Source organism: Allorhodopirellula solitaria, assembly GCF_007859855.1.
Classification (GTDB): Bacteria; Planctomycetota; Planctomycetia; order Pirellulales; family Pirellulaceae; genus Rhodopirellula; species Rhodopirellula solitaria.
Window position 1 is genome coordinate 222409 of record NZ_SJPK01000007.1, and the last position, 18327, is coordinate 240735.

Consider the following 18327-nt stretch of genomic DNA (forward strand, 5'->3'; position numbering starts at 1 on the left):
TCGCGGACCATTGGCAATCACAAACTAAGGAGGGTGCAGGTAATGTTTCGGTCCAGTTCATGCACTTTTGCTGGGTTGCTAACTCCAAGTTCATGGTTAGTTCATTGAGATGACATTCGCTCTCGTTTTCGCATTTTTGGCCGCGGCCCTTGCCGCGATCGCGCTGGTACCGCTCGTCCGGTTATTCGCGCTGCACATCGGATTGGTTGATCAACCCGATACGGAGCGGAAACTGCATGCTCGCCCGATTGCGTTGGCTGGAGGATTGGCCGTCTTCCTGAGCATGCTCGCCGGCATCTTTCTCGCGCTCGGTTTCCAAACCGGCTGGACCTATGAGATCCCGATCGGTTTTGATACCCAACCATGGCTGGTCTTGCTAGGAGCCTTGGTCGCCATCCTGGTGGTGGGTTTAATCGATGACAAATGGATACTCCGAGGGCGTCAGAAACTGTTGGCGCAGTGTTTAATCGCCTTGGTCGTCGTCGGCAGCGGCACGTCCCTCAATGAAATCAGCTTGCTCGGCACCGAGATCCCGCTGGGGATCTTCGCGCTCCCTGTCAGTGTGCTGTGGCTATTGATTTCCATCAATGCACTCAACTTGCTCGACGGCGCCGATGGCATGGCGACCACGGTAGGGGTCTTCATCTCGGGCGCGTTGGCGGTGATTAGCTTCCTGCACGATAGCCCGGCATTGAATTCCATCACGGCGTTTGCTCTGTGCGGTGCTCTGCTCGGGTTCCTCTTCTACAACCGGCCCCCGGCCTCCATTTTTCTCGGCGATGCGGGCAGCATGATGGTGGGTCTCCTCGTCGGAGTCCTGGCGATGTGGTGTCGTCAGAAAGAAACGACGGCATTCGCCGCAGCGCCGCTGGCAATCCTCGTCTTGCCGCTGTTCGACTCGGTCGCCGCCATCACCCGCCGCTGGCTCACCGGGCGCAGCCTCTACACGAGCGACCGCGGCCACATGCACCACTTGCTCAACGATAAGTTTGGCCGCGTGGGAACATTGTGGGTGGTCGCAGCGGCCTGCACGGTGAGCTCGACAACGGCAATCGCCTCGGTGTGGCTACAGCAATCGTGGCTCGCACCGGTGGGCGCTCTCCTCGTGCTGGCTGTTTTCGTCAGTACCCGCACATTCGGGCACTCTGAGTTCCGGCTGGTCGCGGGACGCGCCTGGCACCTCATCCACTCGTTCTTACTACGGCCTGCGGTTTGTGAGCAGCAGAAACATGAACGCGTGCTCAAGATCCAGGGTGATGGGCCCTGGCAATTCGTCTGGGAGCCACTGATCGACTTCGCCGTCCGCCAGGAACTCGCCAGCGTCAAGATTGACGTCAATATGGCGTGGTTGCATGAGAGCTATCACGCGACCTGGCGAAGCGTGCAGCTCCCCGAACCCGCCCTTCAAAGCGTGGTGCGAATTCCCCTGTTTGCGGCTCGCGGCAGTGGTGAGCATGCCGAACAAGTCCCCATTGGACGCCTGGAGATCATTGCTGCGTCCAATGCCGACTCCTTGAACCGCCTGTCCGACTTCCTCGAACACGCCGCTGAGTTGCAATTGCAAGTCAAACAGGTTGTCAGCCGGATTGAAGAAATCAAACGCGGCGACCCTATCTCGGATCTGCCGTTCCCCTGGTATCAGGAACACAACTCGGCGAGTGCCTAGATCAGCTCATCGAGTTGTTTGGTGAGATCGGCGAAGTGATCGAGCGTTGTCTTGACCGCATCGGGCTGTGTCATGTCGACCCCAGCCCCCTTGAGCAGATCAAGCGGATCCTGACTGCAGCCGCCACGCAGGAAACCCAAGTAGTCATCGAGTTCCTGTTGACCGCCGCCGAGTACCCGTCGACTCAGCGCCACCGCGGCACTCAACCCGGTCGCGTACTTGTAGACGTAGAATGCTCGATAGAAGTGAGGGATGCGAAAACACTCGAGTTCGAGCGAATCATCGATCACGAAGTCGGGACCAAAGTACGCATCGAGCAGTTCACGGTACACCGACCGCAACGACGCCACCGTCAGCGGCTCTCCCGCTTCAGCCATCTCATGGGTCCGCTTTTCAAATTCAGCGAACATCGTTTGCCGCACGACCGTGGCCCGCAATCCGTCGAGTTCATTGTTGATTAAATACGCTCGCTCGGTGTCGTCTTGAGCGTTTTCCAGCAAATGAGCGGTCAACAACTGCTCATTAAACGTGCTGGCGACTTCAGCGACAAAAATCGTGTAATTGTAGTACTGAAACGATTGGTTGGATGCGGAATACCAACTGTGCATCGAGTGTCCGGCCTCGTGGGCGAGCGTGAACACATCGTTGAGAACCTCCTCTTTGAAGTTCATCAAGATAAATGGATCGCCATCAAACGACCCACAGCTGAACGCACCACTCTGTTTGCCACGATTGGGATAGCGATCCGACCACCGCCCGCGCAAGCCAACTTCGAGGGCGCCGACGTACTCGCTGCCGAGCGGTGAAAGCGACTCCAAGATCACATCCACCGCCTGATCCCACGTGTGGTGTTTCTTCACGCCCGACAGAATCGGCACGTAGGTGTCGTAGTGATGGAGATCGGATAGTCCCATCTTCCGCCGCCGAACATCGAGATAATGATGTACGGCGGGCAAGGAATCTCGCACCGCCGAAATCAGATTGTCGTAGACGGTCGTCGGTACGTTGTCGGGAAACAGCGATGCCTCGAGACTGCTGGAGTAGTTGCGTGCTCGAGCATAGTAGACGTCGCGTTGGATACTGCCGCTGAGCGTGGCGGCGAGCGTGTTGCGGTGATCGTCGAACACCCCGTAGTACTGATCGAAGGCAGCTTGGCGGACCTCGCGATTGGGGCTGAGCAGGAACTGACTGAACGTCGCATGGGATAGCTCGATCGTCCGACCGCTGTCATCGGTCAGATCACCGAATTTCAAATCCGCGTCGTTCAGTTGCCGGAAGGCGTTACCCGCCGCACCGGACATCTCGCCCTGCATCGCCAACAATCGTTCTTCGCGGTCGCTCAGCGTGTGGGGGCGATATCGGACGACTCGTTCGAGCTGCAGACGAAAGGCGGCGAGTTTAGGATCGTTTAAAAACGAATCCATCTTCTCCGCCTCGATCGCGAGCAGTTCCGGGCGAACGAAACTCGCCGCCTGCGACGCTTTGACAACGAGATTCTGAAACCGCAGCTTGCGCGCCTGATGATCGCTATCGCCCTGGTCTTCGCTAGTCCGCAAAAAAGCGTAAGTCCCCAATCGCTCGGCGACGCGGTCGATCTCTAAATCGAAGGTGAGAAACTCGAGCAGCGTGTCGACACTCTCGCCCAAACGCCCCTCGTACTCGGCAAAACGATCCATCTGGCCAGCAATTTTGTCGAAATCCGCCTGCCAATCCGCCTCGGTTTCATACAGGCTGGCCAGATCCCAGCAATCTTCAGCGGACACATCGCTTCGCAGCGGCAGTTTGGTCGGGGCGGTAGTGGCGGTCATCTGGCAATCCGTTGGAAGTGAGAATTCAAATCGAAAGATGAATCATCGTCGACCAATCCGCCAGCGCGTTCAAGAGGCGTCTGTAAAAATGGCCGCCCCGCCGACCACCGAGCGCCACTCGAACTCAGTCCACGCTGCTTCCCCACCAGCTGGCGTTGGGTTGGTAATCGGGCTCGAGCATTTCGGCATGGGCGCGTTCCAAGCGTTGCTTGAAGGGCCCCGCGATCCGAGCCTGGTTCGCAGCAGCCTTCTCGGCGTCGTAGCGAGGATCGGGCGTCGGAAATTTGGCGTCGACGGACCGCAGATAGGTGAGCAGCGCGTCTCGCATGCGGCGAACGCGAACGGGCTGCTCGGCCGCGATATCGTGCTGCTCCGAAGCATCCTGGGCGAGATTGTATAATTCATCGCGACCATCGAGGTGATAGTGGATCAGTTTGTAGTCACCCAAACGCATCAACGACGAGGGCTCGCCACCTTGATTGTCGTAGTGTGGATAGTGCCAGAACAGCGGCCGTTCCCGCAGCATCGGATCCGGCTTATCCGCCAACAGATTCCCCAGCGATTTGCCGTCGGCGTGTTGTTCCGGCAGCAACGGTAGCCCTGCCAAGTCCAATAGGGTGGGATACAGGTCGGCGCCGCTCACGGGCACGTCACAGGTCATGCCGGGACGGGTGAGCTTGGGATAGCGGATATAGAGCGGTTCACGGATCCCGCCCTCCCATTGCCGGCCCTTGCCACCGCGTAGCGGCAGGTTGCAGGTCGAGTAGGCATCGCCGGAAGAGACGCCGCCATTGTCGCTGGTAAAAATCACGATCGTGTTGTCTCGCTGCCCCGACGCATCGATCGCCTCGAGCACGCGCCCGACCGCGTCATCGAGCAATTCCATCATGCCAGCATAGATCGGATGATCTTGAACCTGGCGCACCGGCAGCGTGCGGTCGATTTGGAAACGGTTACCGTCGGCGGGCGGTGCAGGAGCGGCATCGCGATACTTGCTCCACAACGGCTGGGAAGTTTGCACAGGACCGTGAACGGTATAGAAAGCCAACATGGCAAAGTACGGCTCGGGTGAGTCCTCGGGATCGGGATGCGAGATGAAATTGGCTGTCTCATCGGCGAGCCGCAGTGTTAGCGATTCACCTGCCGGCCCGTCGCTGAGCTTGGGGTTCTTGTAAGGCGAAAAGTAGCCGCCTGGAGGTGATCCCTTGGAATGGCCACCAAAATTGATCGCGAATCCATGGTCGGTGGGCAGGGACCCCTCTCCACCGAGATGCCACTTGCCCGCAAAGAATGTCCGGTAACCCGCTGCGCCGAGTGTTTCGGCCAAAGTCACATCGTCGCTGGGCAGTTGCCGGTCGTATTCAGGTTGCAGCAGAGGTTTATTGCGATTGAACTTGGTTCCCGCCGCCGCACCAATCCACTGGGTGATGCCATGCCGAGCGGGAAATTGGCCGAGCAGAATACTCGCCCGCGAGGGGCTGCAGACGCGGCAGTTCGCGTACCCCGAGGTGAACCGCATCCCACCCTTGGCGAGCCCATCGATGTGAGGAGTGCGGTAAAACGTACTGCCCTCCACGCCGAGATCATGCAGCCCCAGATCATCGACCAAAATCAATACGATATTCGGACGGTCCGGTGATGGTGCATGGCTTTGCTCCGCCGCGGACACCGAGTGGTTCGTGCGGACGACCACGATCATGGCGAGGAGCACGAGGATGAGGCCAACGCAACGCGGTTTGGTGGGCAAGTGAATCATGGCGATGCCAAGGGGGGAAGGAACGCGGGGACATTAAGTGACGCATTGCGGTGGTCTGAGTGTAGCGAACACCACCGGTTATTTTGGCTCATCCGACGGAAGCGTGCGCCCGAGGTTTTCAAGGCATGGCTCTCGTATCGAAGGATTTATTTGTGGGATGTGATTATCAATGTTAGACTGGCACTGCCGGGAGAGACGGAGCCGACTCTGCAGAGGTGCTGGCTTGGCAAGGGATATCTCGGTCGCCAGCGTTTCCCTGCAAAAGCGGTACGCCAATGGTGTTGTCGGTCCCTGGCGAGCGTTTGTTCGTCAGGGACGCATTTTTGAACGATCATTGGATACGAGAGCCAGGCCTCAAAAAACCTTCCGCTGTGCTCTGCGCACGCTTCCGTCGGATGAACCGTTATTTTCGAGAACGCCTTCGGCGAAGGGCGACCTAAGGATAACAAACAGCTTGCCTACCCTCACACCACTTTCATTCTTCAGCGCGACGGACCTGCAGGTTCCAACCGTGCAGCATACCGAAGCGTTCACTGCGGGTGCCCCGAATGACGAGCTGCCAAACACCTTGGATCGACTTGTCGTTGAAAGTGCTCAAGCCCGGCTCGTTTTTGCTCACGGCTTCAGGTAGATAGCTGCCTTCAAATGGTGGTCGCGCCTTCACGATCGGCTGCGACGCCTCGTCGTCAAAGACGGTGTTATCAAAATTGTCATCGTGCCCACCGACCTCAGTAAACAATTCGATTCGCTCGCCGCCCGGACCGTTCAGAAACGCATCCAATTGACCTGCATGCGTGTGCGTGATCGACAGCTGCACGTTCAAATCTGCAATCAAGAAATCCTCTTTGACATCGATCTCCGAGATGATCGTTTGCCCCGGAGGCAAGGCAATTCCCTCTTCGCTGCGAAAGGTACCGCCGACGGCAACTTGGGATCCAGCCAGTTCAGCGGCGGTCAATAGTCCGTCTTCATTGCGATCCCAGGCAAGGAACTCAGCAATCGTTTCAGGTGTGGGCTCGGGGGCAAACTCAGCCATCGAGACCTGACGGTCGCCGTTGACATCCCGCTCGTAAAACCATCCCGGGATACCATTGTCGATGCCACCGGATTCCTCCTGAAGCTCCAACACGTGGTGAAGCAGTTCGTCCCGGCTGATTTCTCCGTCGCGATCAATGTCGATTTCGCCCACGGGCATGCCCAGCTGCAAGGATTCGGATCGATCGAGCCGTCCATCTCGGTTCCGGTCGAAGCGTCCCATGATGCTCGATGCCAACCAGTGGCTCGTGCCGCCTCGTCGCCGTGATCGATCGCCTCGCGAATCGCGGTCACGATCAGAACGGGCCGGTTCGATCCCATTGCCCGTTCGCCGCACTTTCTGCAGTAGTTCGTCCGAATCATCCCGCAGCATCCGCCGGCGGGCGTAGCGTTGAGCGAGTTCGAGTCGGGTGAGTCGATCGTCTTGGTTGAGGTCATCGTCAAACGGGTCGCGATACGACCAATCACCTCGGCGGGCCTCGCGTCGATCGATGGATCCGTTGCGGTCTCGGTCCAAGCGGCGCAGCGTCCCCTCGGCTTCATCGAGATCCGATTCGGTGTACGGAAACTTCAACGCCCCGGTGCCGAACTCCGGTACCAAGGGCTCGTCGCGCGAGACACCAAAGGATCGCATTTCCCCCTCGCGCTCGGGACGGACGTCCTTGCGAGAGCTACCATTCTGCATCGCGTGATAGATCCTCGCGGCTTCCTGCAGCTTCTCGATATCGTTGGACCGCTCCAACGACATCCGCCGCGCCCGCGCGATCCGCTCGAGATAAGGGCGAGCGAGCGGTGTGATCTCATCCGGCTCTATCTCGCCGTCGCCGTCGGTATCGAGTCGCTCGAGCGATTCACGCAGCCCGGCTTGCGCAAACGCATGCTCGGCACAGCCCCCGAGTAGGATGGCGGTGCAAAACGCGATCAAGTGTATCCTGTTGACAACCATTCGCTCAGCGCTCCGATCGTGATCGACGTGAGGACGAACTGCTTCTCGATGTTTCGATCAACATGCCTTCGAGGGCCGCTTCGACCGCCAACACGTTGCTCGGCACGACCACCTCGATCGACTGCTCACCTCGAGTATCGATCAAACTGATCAGCGATTGAACTTCCTCAAACAGACTATCGGGGGCGGTCACGACCAACGAGTTGCTACCCTCGTGAACAGCCACGGTCATCGTGGGAGCGAGATCTTTGGTTTGCGATCCTCGCGATGACGGCTCGCGTCGCCGATCGCGGTCATCATCTCGATCACGCGAACGAGGGTCGCTGGAACGCCGACCATCGGATTGACCGCCGCCCGCACCCTCCTCGGAGGCCACCCGGCTCGCGAACGATTGCCGGATCACGTCGGCAGCTTCACTGGCCCGGATATTGTCAAGCTCGATCACGCGAGACTGACCGTGTGTCAAGACATCTGTGATGCCGTCCTGTTTATCGATAATCCGCAGATAGTCCTCCACGGTCGAAATGTCCGTGGTGGAACCCTGGGCGATCAGACGGTTCAGCCGCGTGTCAGCAACGACCGTCATCGACCCGCTCGTCAACGTCAACGTCCCTTCGGCCGTCGACAAATAACCGCCCGTTACAAACGAGGATTGAGCGGAGAGGTAACCGTTGACGAGTGTCCCTGCATCGGATTCCTTGGCAGACTCGCCACCGTCGATCAGCTTGGTCAGCATCCGCAGCGCATCGTCGGCTTTGATGTGTTGCAGGTAAAAGATGATCGGCTTGGTCGTCGTCATCTCGTTAGGCCCCGAGATACTCCTCACCAATTCCTCGAATCGATCGAGCGCCTCGGTATCGCTGGACTGCAACAGCAACCCGCGTGGAGTGACCTGGAACTGGATCGGCTCTTTGTCGAGCGAGACAGCACGATCGACTTGGTCTGCACTGAACCGTGGCTTGACAACCTTCGTGAACGATTCAGCGTGCGGCTGCGATTTCGAAGGGGATTGTCGGAACGGTGAGTCGTCCGAACTCCGCTCGAACTGTTGGGCTCGCGAGGGAGTGGGCTCCGATTGAGCCGGTACACGCTCCGTAGGCATCGACTCTTCGACGTCAGAAGGAATACGCGAAATCGGGTTTTCACCTCGCCAGAACCGCGATGCCGTCTGCAGCACCCGCTCGGCCTGGCTCGTCGTCAGCGGCAGCACACGGACGTTGCTACCGAAAGCGGGAGATTCCGATGCTTCGAGATCCGAGATTATCTTTTTGATCTGTTCGATCTGCGGCCGCTTGGCGCGGACGAACAAGCGGCGGTTCCCCGCATCGGCATCGATCTTGGGCAAGTTCTCCGCCGAATCGTCGTCGTCGTCATAAAAGCCCGATGGGGACAGATCGAGCATCTGTTCGAGCAAATTGATCGCGTAGTATGCGTCAATATTCTTCAGTGGGATCACTTCAAAGTCTGCTTCGGAAGCTTTCAGCTCCTCCACCGTCATCTCGATCTCCCGCTGCGTCTTCGCATCGGCGAGTGCGACAATGCTGCCGGCCGTCTCGTCGATCGACAGGCGAACCGATTTGCCCGATAACAGCGTCTGCAGCACGTCATAGACCATCTCCACGTTACCGCCTTCGACGACGTAGGACTTCAAGATGGAATCCGCCTGCATCTGCTCAGCGTCCGGATCGGGCTGATCGATCGCTTCGACCAAACCCTCTATCACTTTGACTTTGTCTTCGACGCCCGTCACGAACAAGTGCTTGCCGAGCACGTCCGAGGACAAACTCACGTCGATGCCGATCATCTCGCCGGTCGCCAGCCCCAGGTGGGGGCGAGCCACTTCCAACACGTCTTCGGCCGACACGTGATCCAACTGGAAACTCTTGACGACGGTACCGTTGGTCATCGCTGCAGGTTGAAACGAGTCCAAAATCTTTTGCACGCTTCGCAGCTTGGCCACCGTGTCGGTGATCAACAGCTGGTTGGTTTTCTCGAGCACCGAAGGGTCGGTCATCAACTGCAAAGACGAGAGTTCCTCCACGGCTTCCTCGGCGTCAAACTTCTGCAAGCGAAAGAGACACTTCACCACATCTTGGTCGCTACGCGAATCCAGCTCAGCGGGCGTGATCATCTCCGCGATCGCATCGAGCTGAGACAAACTCCGGGGATCGTTCAAATTGACCACTGACAGGAGATTCCCCGAGCGAACGAGCGCGAATCCTTCGGGAATCAAAAACAGGTTGACGCGGTTGATCGCCGCCTCGGGACTGAATGACCCCTGATCGTTGTAAGTGAAACTCCCTGGAGGCAATTCACCGAACTGCAGCGCCAAGCCAGCCTCCTCGGCCACCCACTCGATGACGTCTCGCCAGGGTGCCCCGTTGAAGGAGAACCGCAGCTCCGTTGTGACGGGCGCGGCCGTGTCCGCCTGCACGCCCTCGCCCGCATGGCTGAGCGTCGAGGCTGCCTCCAACGATGAAACTGTCGGCGTCGCCTCAACCGGTGTCTCGCCGCCCCGGGTCTCGGCCCCACCGGCGCAGGTTGCGCTCAACAAAATCAATGCGGGGGCGAGGCGACTCAGATGGCCACGAAGGGACACAACCATCTTGGAAGGTTGGAGTGTAATCATGGGATTCATTCAGGGTCTGCGACGGCGGTGCTCATCGCGAATCATGAGCGAGAGCGTCAACGCCAGTCTGGGGTGGGGCACGTGACAAAGCCGAATGCTCTGACGCGTGGAGGTGGGGATGGGGATGGGGATGGGGATGGGTTGCGGGAGACAGGCTGACCGCAGGCGGGAGCCATCATGATAGCCGTTAATCGCCCGCAGTGCGAGAAAGATCTCAAATTGATGCGATTTTCTGAACGCGCCGATTGTTCGTTTTGGCGAGATCAAGTCAACCCCAACGGCCAAAACTCTCCACCTCTGCCGCCCACCAAAGCGGAAAATAATCGTGCTGCCCTGCCCTGCCCTGCCCTGCCCTGCCCCAACAAGTACCCACAGCCGGCTTCACACCCGAGGGCTCGCAGAAAATAGCCGGCGCTCGAGCGGAGCGAACACCGCCGGTCAGCTTGAACGCGGAAGAAACCGACCCTAAATGGGGTGGCAGACCCGCCACGCCCTACCCAAGGCCAATGGAGCGGGAAAGAAGGTCGTGTGCAGCCCCCCTCACCCCCGCCCCCTCTCCCCCACGAAGCGTGGTGGAGAGGGGGCGGGGGTGGTTTAGGGAGTCCGCAGAGCGGAGTAGCACAGCGCACGAAAACCATCCTCATCGCCAATGATCCGGCAGCGTTGACTAAGCCCCGCTGTCAGTCACCCGCAAGTTTTCCTACGCCGAAAGGCGTTAGAGAAAATAGCCGGTGGTTTGAGCGCAAGCGAACACCACCGGATAGGTCGCCAAACGCAAACGCCAACCCCGAATGGGGTGGAAGATCATTCGTGACAAGATCTGCGACCCCCGTCGGGGTCGACGCGCCACGCTCAACGAAGCTCTGTAGGTGGCGCTAGCGCTGACCTACGGGTATTCTTTACAAACCTTTTCGGGAGACGTCTGGGTAACTGACAGACCAGTGGCCTGGGACAGCTAAAAATTAGGGTTGGCTGTAGTGGACGAGGCAACGAGCTGGTCATTACCCACAAAACCGGATCCCCTGTCAGCTTGTCTGACAGGAATCTCCGTTTTGTGATTAGATCAAGATGGAGCAGTCACGCCGCTCCCATGCGGGCTTGCCCCGCATGACAGCAAAGTTGATCAACTTGGTTTCCTGTCAGACAAGCTGACAGGGAACTTGTGTCGATGGCGAGGTTCTCTAATTTGAAAACGTCGCTTCGGCGTGTGACAAGCACACGGGGGAGCAAACCTGTGGGTTACCCACAAGTCTTCGTACGCCGAAGGCGTTTTAGAAAATAGCCGGTGGTTTGAGCGCAAGCGAACACCACCGGATACGACGCGAAACGCAAGAGCCAACCCCGAATGGGGTTGAAGATCATGAATGACGAGGTCTGCGACCCACTTCGGGGTCGACGTTCCACGGCCAACGAACCACCGTAGGTGGCGCTGCGCTGACCTGCGGCTATTCTCTCTAATCCCTAACGGGATACTTGTGGGTAACTGACAGCTCGTCGCCTCGTCCACTACCCTGAGATCAAGGCGTCACAGACCACTAGGCCCCGATCGGCTCAGTCTTCCTGAAGGCCGCAAGAGAGTGCTTGGTGGCGTAATCTGCCGGGGCGTTCACGAACGGCTGGATCCCCCTGCCATCCATCGACGACTCGATGGATTCGAGACTATCCAACTGCTACGGATTTAACAAACCCTAGCAAGCCGCAGCGCGGTTCTTACGGCGGCGACGATAGGCACCCGCGGCGCCAATGGTCAGCAGTGAGAACATTGCCAAGGTCGCGGGCTCAGGAACGGTGTTGACGATGATTGTCGAGCGAGCAACTTCGTCACCTGAGATATTCGTTGCTACCAACGAGAAAGTATACTCGCCACGGACATTGGGGTCGAATGGAGCGTACGCGGGAACAGTATTCAACGGTGGAGCGTTTATCGTCAAATAACCAAATCCAACGTTCTCTGAGCCCTGAAAAGGATTTTGCCCCAGAGCAAAAGCCGTCAGATCGAAGCGCCCCAAATCATCCTCATCCGTGTCTGCAGCTGGGTCGAAATCGTATAGAAGTTGATAACCATACAGCTCCGGAAAGAAGCGTGCTTCTTGGCTGATATAAAAGGATACGTTCCAGCGAGCCGTATTGGGTTCCGATGGAGAATACGCGCCTGTGACTGCGGAAAACGTCCCGGCTCCGTCATTGGAAAGAGCAGGTTGGCTGAACCGTGGAGTCGCGCTCAAACCCAAGGTAACTCTCGAGTTCTCAATATTGAAATAACTGCTGGCGTATCTATCGACCGCGACCGAGCTGTTGTCGATTCCGCTGCCACCAAAAGTCGCCGCAGGGAGTGCACCAAATTCCTCAAACTCAGGGTTAATCACCCCTGCATGCCCCACACCGGTCAGCGCAACCACACACAAACCTGCCAACACAACGGCTGGGCCGTTGAAACTCAAAAACGTCTTCATAGTCAAAAATCTTCCTAAAAGTCTTCTATCGTAGAGCTGGGATGATGTTCGTTTCCGATCGCGGAAAACCATCCCTATTAAAAATCGAATCGAGGTGTCGATTCGGCCCTACGAAGGCTTGAGAAGACCATCTAAATCGGGCGGAGGCGGTAGATGGAAATTTCCCCACTCCACGCGCCACAGCAGCGGTCCTTTGCTTCCAATGGCAATCCCGCTGGGCAACGTCGCTGACGGAGCGACGCTGGACTCGCTCATTGTCGCCAGCCCCTCCATCGAATCGGGGCCGCGATGGTCGATCTCAAGCGGCGGCGATACCGGGTCGTCGGCGCTGCTGACGATCACCAAGACCGGCTCCCCATCGCCAGCCACCTGCTCACGTTCCACTGGCATGTCGACGATCACACCGGCGCCGGCGCTGCGGCCAACGATCACCAGCGAGAACACGACAAGCAGAATGGGGAGACGCATGGACGAGATGTATACCTTCAGGAGAATGTTTAAAAAAGCCCAGCACGGATTTTCCGAGGGCTTTCCAACCTTTCACAACTCCAAACGGCATTCGGGGGGGAATGTACTCGCAGAATCTTCTTATTCTTTCAAGGCGGCTATCCGCTGCGATCTAGCTCGCGATTTACCGAGCAATCGAGGGCGACAAAACGCAGCAAAAGACGCGAATTGCCGGGAAAAACGCCGCTCAACGGGAAAGCATCGAAAACCGTTCGATCGGAGATGTGGAGCAGAGCCAACTCACTTCGACTTCGACTTGCCCGCTTTGCCTGGGGCGGGGATCGGACTCTCGAAACCGGCGTAATCCTGCGGATGGACGCCACGGAGGTGGGTCTGGTTACCGAAGGTGCTGGGATGGAACGGGCCGACGATCTCGACATTGTGCTCCGGCGTGATCTCATCCTCCATCGAAATCGCCCACAAAATGCCGTTGATGACCAACCGCCGATAGCCCGAGTTGGTCAAATCCTCTGGCGTTCCATAGAGCGTTGTGAAGACGCGTCCCTCGGCTCCGGATTCACCTTGATAGGTCCGGGTCCATTCCGACGGCATCGGTGGCTGGGTTTTCGAAGCGGGCGAGTCCGCTGTCATCCCATCGAGCGGCTGGGCCATGGTCAGAACGTCACCGTCGGTGGGTTTGCCGACATAACCACCTGCTTGCACCCACACGTCCTTGACGCCTCTGAGGATCGGATGCTCCTGCATCGCATCGACGACTTCGATACGCGTGCTCTGCACATGGTTCTTGCCATAATGCCCCACCCAGGTCTGACCGAGGACCTGGTGTCCGAATCCGAGTTCGTACCCATCGACTTTGGAGTTGAACGAGTATTTGGCGAATTCCTCATCGGCGGGAATCCGAAATGCATGCGTCGCCGTTCGCATGCCAACGACGGGGCCGCCCCGTTGCAGGTAATCCTCGAGGTGCTGCATCTGCTCAGCGGGCAGGTCCTGAAACCGCAAAAAGATGACTGCCAAGTCAGCCGAATCAAGCGCCTCCATGCCCGGGATATTCGACGGGGTTCCCGCTACGATCTCGCCCGTCTCCGGATCGATGTTGAACAATACTGTGCAGCGGAATCCGAAGCGGTGGGCGAGAATCCGGGCGAGTGCGGGCAGAGATTCCTCCGAGCGATACTCGTGATCTCCGGCCACGAACACGATGTGTTTGCCCTCACCAATTCCCGAACTGCCCTCATAGACGAGTGGTTCATAATCAACGACTTCAGCGGAGACGGTGCCGAGACCGAAACACATGGCGACAGCGAGCAGGGCAAATTTCATTGGGGATTGGGTTGGGTTGGAGGGGTGCTAGTCAAACAATCACCAGCGGTGTTCGCGTCGTTCGACCGCTGGCAAATGCCTTCCACACCGGCGGCGGGAAGACATTGGTGGGAAAACAACAGGCCCACGGCCTGTCAGCCACCCACACAGCATAGCCCATCCCGACTCACGCGACCTTCTTGCCACCAGGGGCGCGGAGATCAAATAGCCCAAAGATCTCATCGCGGCTGAGCCCACCGGTCCGCGCCAAAGGACTGTTGCTCGCCGGCGCGGTGACGCGTTCGTCCTCACCGTGCTGGGTGGCGAAGAGGGCGTCAAACATCTCGCGTTTTTGGTCGAGCACCGCCGCGATGCGTTGCTCGATGGTCCCGGCGGCCATCATCCGCGTGACCGTCACACTGCCAGCCGCACCGATACGGTGGGCCCGGTTGATGGCTTGGTCCTCGATGGCCGGATTCCACCAACGATCGAACAGAAATACGTAGCGGCAGAACTGTAAATTCAATCCCACGCTGCCCGCACCGTAGCTCATCAGAATGATCCGTGAATTGGGATCGTTCTTGAACTGGTCGATGACGGTCTCGCGTTTCTTGTGCGGGATCTTGCCGTGGTATTCCAACGCCCCGAACCGCTCCATCGCCGGCCGCATCTTCTCAATCGTTTTCGTCCACTGACTGAACAAAATCGCTTTCTGACCACTGGCGGCCACCTCTTCCATATCGGCTTCGAGTCGCTGCAACTTGGCGCTGGCGCCGGTGACGGGATCGAAGTTGCAGATCTGTTTGAGCCGCAGGACCAGCTCAAAGACATGCTGGATCGTGAGTGATTCTTCGAGTTCTTCCAAGTGAATGATGCCGTCGGATTCGGCAGCTTCGTAGCGCGACCACTGCTCCGGTGTCAGGTCGATGTCGGCATCGCGAAACAGCTTCGGCGGCATGTCCTCGAGCACCATGTCTTTGGTGCGGCGGAGGATGTAGTCACCGGCCGCCTTGGCCATCTGCGGCATCGGCATCCCGGCGGTCAAGTAACCGGGCGAGAGGAAGTCGAAGATGCCTACGAGATCATCGGGAGAGTTCTCTACCGGCGTGCCCGTCAGCGCCCACGACCGGGTGCGGGGAATGGCGCGAACCACCTCGCTCGTCGTGTTGTTGCTATTCTTGATCCGCTGTGCTTCATCGAGAGCCACGAGATCAAAGTGCAAACCACCTTCGAGCACGATGTCTTTGTCCCGCATCAACAATTCATAGTTGGCGATCTTGACCGGGGCATTGGTTGCCCGCCATTGAAACTCGCGTTTGGCAGCATTGCCTTCGATCGCGGTGACGGGGATCTCCGGCGCCCAAACACCGAACTCGCGCAACCAATTGCTGACCAGGGGTTTGGGGCAAATCAACAGGATGCTACGCATCTCTCCGCTGCAGAGCAGCATCCGCATCGTGCTGATCGCTTGCATCGTCTTGCCCAACCCCATCTCATCGGCCAGCACGCAGGCGTAGCGGGGAAACAGGAACGCGATCCCATCGAGCTGGTAGGGAAAGGGTTCGAAGGGAAAGTTCAGCTGACCGCTGCCGACGAGCAGATCGAGTGGCGGTTGGAGCAGGTAGTACAGCCGGTCCTGCAATTTGACGATATCGTTAGGCGGTTTGATCCGTGTGTGTTTGCCAGTTTTGCGTTTGCGATTCTTTAGACCGCCCTCCTCCGCTTTCCCCTCGGGACCGATCTGACCCGCGACAGCAGCCTTTTCGTTCGGTGGCGTCGCTGGGATCCAGGACGCCGCCTCGGGAAAGAGAAACCCATTGGTCTTGGCACGCAACCGAGGCAACTTGATCGGCACCCGTGTCGTCTGCAGCGGTGGCAGAGCCAGCGTCTGGGTTTGGACCTCCATGCCACCGCAGTAGAATGTTTCGGTCGCTCCGGCGAGATCCTCGCGAACCTGCGGCCCCGCCAACAGGCTGGACCAACTGAGCGATTCGTCAATCTCGCAGCTCAGTTCCGGGCGTGCCGACGGCGACGCCGCCAACGGACCGGAGGCGGCAGGACTGGATGGGCTGGCAAGATCCTGTTCGGGTGAGCCAACGGGCTGCTTTTTGGCCGAGAACCACATTCAGGCGGCCCTCGCCATCTGGCTCTGGGCCTCCCGGATCGCCTCGGTGATCCGCTCAAACGGCTCGACTGTATCGACGATATCACGCAGATTGGCGATCGTTCCCTCGGCCGCCTCGAGCTGCTCGACTGCCACCAACAGAGTCGCATTTCCCAGCGTCACTGGACCATGGCCGGCGAAACGTCGTGAGTCCGTTGGATGGGCCGAACCGTTCTTTTCCTCGCTGACGATCGCCACGACTGTGGCGGCCTGATCGGAAGCCGGAGTGCGGGCGGGCAGATTCTCCTGCAGCGAAGCCGCCTCGGGCTGGGCACAGCACAACAGCGAGATTGGCGTGCGACATTTCTGCAGCAACGTCGGGCCGATGACTTCGCTGATAAGATGCTCGCCGAGCGTCGTCCCAAACAGAATCTCGTGCGCCCGCGAGGGCCGGATCGGCAGCGTACACTGGAACTCCAGCGGCCGGCCGGAACCATTGAGTACAAGCAACCCCCCTGTCCAGCCGGTGCGGTCGGAATGCACAGTGGTGAAATATCCAATCGTCGTGGCCGCCGCAGCGTCCTTGCTTGATCCCATACTTGGTTGTCGTCGCCGTGGGGTGAGGGGGTGCGCCAGCGAGGTTCCCTCCTCGCTGCTCATGGGCACCGGCAGGCGTTCCCTCCTCACCGGTACAGCTTCCTCCATCGGCACGGGTTTCGGTCGGACTTGAGCCACCGATTCAAGTTTCGCCAGGTCCATAAAAACTCGGAAAATTCACAGTTTTTGCGGGGCCATTGACTGCCGAGCCACGTATTCACCCCCTTCGCCTCAACCGTCAAACTCACGGCCAGCGTCTGTAGCTGGCGCGATCGCCCCTGTAGAATGGATACGGGGAAAATCTAATCATTGAACAGAATGCGGAAAATTTGAAAGGAATGCCTATGAATCGCTCGCCAGACTCGAATTCGGACCATGATCGCGACGCTAGCGAGAAGCAGGGGCAAAATCCGTCGGAGAACGCGGCCAGCGGGGGAAGCCGTCGGTCGCGAAGGGACCGTCAAGACATCGATTCCCAGAAGGAGATCGATCGCTTGCCGAGCGAAGCGATCGGTGAGGATGAACTCAATCGCCCCCAGCCCGCGGACGAACCGATAACGACGGTTGATTCGCAGGACTTGTTCAAGTTGATGCGGCGTTCGATCGACCGGCTCGAGGAGGACAATTCGGCCCGAGGCGATGTCAAAATTCTCTCGCGGACCCTGCGTGAGTTGCGTTACGCATTCCAAGTATTCCGGCCCTACCGCCGCCGCCGCAAAGTCACAGTGTTTGGCTCGGCACGGACCCCACCGGATCACCCGGGCTACCAATCGGCCGTCGATCTCGGTCGCCGCATGGCTGCTCACGGTTGGATGATCATCACCGGTGCCGGTGGTGGCATCATGGAAGCGGGCCATAAAGGCGCCGGACGCGACGCGTCGATGGGGCTGAACATCATGTTGCCGTTCGAACAGGGAGCGAACCCCTACATCGACAACGACCCGAAACTTGTGACGATGAAGTACTTCTTCACTCGCAAGTTGATGTTCGTCAAGGAATGCAGCGCAGTGGTCTGTTTGCCCGGTGGTTTCGGGACTCTGGACGAAGCCTGTGAAACGCTCACCCTCCTGCAAACCGGCAAACAAACGATGATCCCCCTGGTGCTGCTGGATCATCCCGAAGGCAGCTACTGGAGCGACGTCGGCGACTTTTTTGAGAAACAGCTCCTGGGCAACGGGATGATCAGTCCCGACGACCGAGCTCTGTACCTGGTTACCAACTCAGTCGACGAAGCGGTGGAAGAGCTGATGGCGTTCTACCGCGTTTATCACTCGATGCGGTATGTCCGCGATAAGCTCGTTCTCCGCTTGCGAACGCAACTCAGCGACGAACACATCGAGCGTATCCAGGACGAGTTTGCTGATATTCTCGTATCGGGTCAATTTGAACTCCGCGGGCCGCTGCCTGAGGAGTCCGGGGAGAAGGAGCTCGCTGCCTACCCGCGATTGGTCTTCCGCTTCAATCGCCGCTCACTCGGCCGATTGAGAATGTTGATCAATGACATCAACGGTCAACCCGTGACGAGCCCCGCGATAATTTCCTCACGTTGATTCCTATGAGTGC

Annotated in this window: 11 protein-coding genes; 2 read left to right on the forward strand and 9 right to left on the reverse strand. The window is 58.5% G+C overall.

Going from position 1 to position 18327, the window contains the following annotated elements; translation table 11 throughout:
- Positions 1–109 precede the first annotated feature (109 nt).
- The gene (locus tag CA85_RS15180) at positions 110–1666 is read left to right on the forward strand and encodes an MraY family glycosyltransferase (RefSeq protein WP_146392170.1); all 1557 of its coding nucleotides are present in this window, start codon (positions 110–112) and stop codon (positions 1664–1666) included.
- On the opposite strand, the gene pepF is transcribed toward CA85_RS15180, so the two are convergent.
- The 9 genes from pepF to CA85_RS15225 all read right to left on the reverse strand — a co-directional run bounded on the left by pepF (position 1663) and on the right by CA85_RS15225 (position 16764).
- Positions 1663–3474, reverse strand: a complete 1812-nt coding sequence (gene pepF / locus CA85_RS15185) for an oligoendopeptidase F (protein ID WP_146392171.1) — start codon at positions 3472–3474, stop codon at positions 1663–1665. The two genes, CA85_RS15180 and pepF, sit on opposite strands and share 4 nt — an antisense overlap.
- A 124-nt stretch (positions 3475–3598) precedes the next feature.
- Positions 3599–5230: a sulfatase gene (locus CA85_RS15190; protein WP_146392172.1), complete on the reverse strand. Its 1632-nt coding sequence runs from the start codon at positions 5228–5230 to the stop codon at positions 3599–3601.
- A gap of 475 nt (positions 5231–5705) precedes the next feature.
- Positions 5706–7190, reverse strand: a complete 1485-nt coding sequence (locus CA85_RS15195) for a proprotein convertase P-domain-containing protein (protein WP_246112833.1) — start codon at positions 7188–7190, stop codon at positions 5706–5708.
- A 25-nt stretch (positions 7191–7215) separates the two neighbouring features.
- A complete protein-coding gene (locus tag CA85_RS15200; protein WP_246112834.1) occupies positions 7216–9840 on the reverse strand; it encodes a secretin N-terminal domain-containing protein in 2625 nt (874 codons plus the stop codon).
- Positions 9841–11528: 1688 nt separating this feature from the next.
- The gene (locus CA85_RS15205) at positions 11529–12293 is read right to left on the reverse strand and encodes a PEP-CTERM sorting domain-containing protein (protein ID WP_186774965.1); all 765 of its coding nucleotides are present in this window, start codon (positions 12291–12293) and stop codon (positions 11529–11531) included.
- A gap of 108 nt (positions 12294–12401) precedes the next feature.
- Positions 12402–12761 carry a hypothetical protein gene (locus tag CA85_RS15210; RefSeq protein WP_146392176.1) on the reverse strand — a complete coding sequence of 120 codons (360 nt, stop codon included), beginning with the start codon at positions 12759–12761 and terminating at the stop codon, positions 12402–12404.
- 279 nt (positions 12762–13040) lie between these two features.
- Positions 13041–14084 carry a ThuA domain-containing protein gene (locus CA85_RS15215; protein ID WP_246112835.1) on the reverse strand — a complete coding sequence of 348 codons (1044 nt, stop codon included), beginning with the start codon at positions 14082–14084 and terminating at the stop codon, positions 13041–13043.
- 166 nt (positions 14085–14250) lie between these two features.
- The gene (locus tag CA85_RS15220) at positions 14251–15969 is read right to left on the reverse strand and encodes a DEAD/DEAH box helicase (RefSeq protein WP_391564876.1); all 1719 of its coding nucleotides are present in this window, start codon (positions 15967–15969) and stop codon (positions 14251–14253) included.
- 219 nt (positions 15970–16188) lie between these two features.
- Positions 16189–16764, reverse strand: coding sequence for a hypothetical protein (locus tag CA85_RS15225; protein ID WP_146392178.1), 576 nt, complete (start codon positions 16762–16764; stop codon positions 16189–16191).
- A gap of 344 nt (positions 16765–17108) precedes the next feature.
- Here CA85_RS15225 and CA85_RS15230 point away from each other — a divergent pair, with 344 nt between their 5' ends.
- On the forward strand, positions 17109–18314 hold the full coding sequence (locus CA85_RS15230) for an LOG family protein (protein WP_146392179.1): 1206 nt from the start codon (positions 17109–17111) through the stop codon (positions 18312–18314).
- Positions 18315–18327 lie beyond the last annotated feature (13 nt).

What these genes read in the sequence shown, in the direction of transcription:
- CA85_RS15180 (WP_146392170.1), top strand. Translation starts at nt 110, where the DNA reads ATGACATTCGCTCTCGTTTTCGCATTTTTGGCCGCGGCCCTTGCCGCG.
- pepF (WP_146392171.1), bottom strand. Translation starts at nt 3,474, where the DNA reads ATGACCGCCACTACCGCCCCGACCAAACTGCCGCTGCGAAGCGATGTG.
- CA85_RS15190 (WP_146392172.1), bottom strand. Translation starts at nt 5,230, where the DNA reads ATGATTCACTTGCCCACCAAACCGCGTTGCGTTGGCCTCATCCTCGTG.
- CA85_RS15200 (WP_246112834.1), bottom strand. Translation starts at nt 9,840, where the DNA reads ATGATTACACTCCAACCTTCCAAGATGGTTGTGTCCCTTCGTGGCCAT.
- CA85_RS15205 (WP_186774965.1), bottom strand. Translation starts at nt 12,293, where the DNA reads ATGAAGACGTTTTTGAGTTTCAACGGCCCAGCCGTTGTGTTGGCAGGT.
- CA85_RS15210 (WP_146392176.1), bottom strand. Translation starts at nt 12,761, where the DNA reads ATGCGTCTCCCCATTCTGCTTGTCGTGTTCTCGCTGGTGATCGTTGGC.
- CA85_RS15215 (WP_246112835.1), bottom strand. Translation starts at nt 14,084, where the DNA reads ATGAAATTTGCCCTGCTCGCTGTCGCCATGTGTTTCGGTCTCGGCACC.
- CA85_RS15220 (WP_391564876.1), bottom strand. Translation starts at nt 15,969, where the DNA reads ATGGAGGTCCAAACCCAGACGCTGGCTCTGCCACCGCTGCAGACGACA.
- CA85_RS15225 (WP_146392178.1), bottom strand. Translation starts at nt 16,764, where the DNA reads ATGGGATCAAGCAAGGACGCTGCGGCGGCCACGACGATTGGATATTTC.
- CA85_RS15230 (WP_146392179.1), top strand. Translation starts at nt 17,109, where the DNA reads ATGAATCGCTCGCCAGACTCGAATTCGGACCATGATCGCGACGCTAGC.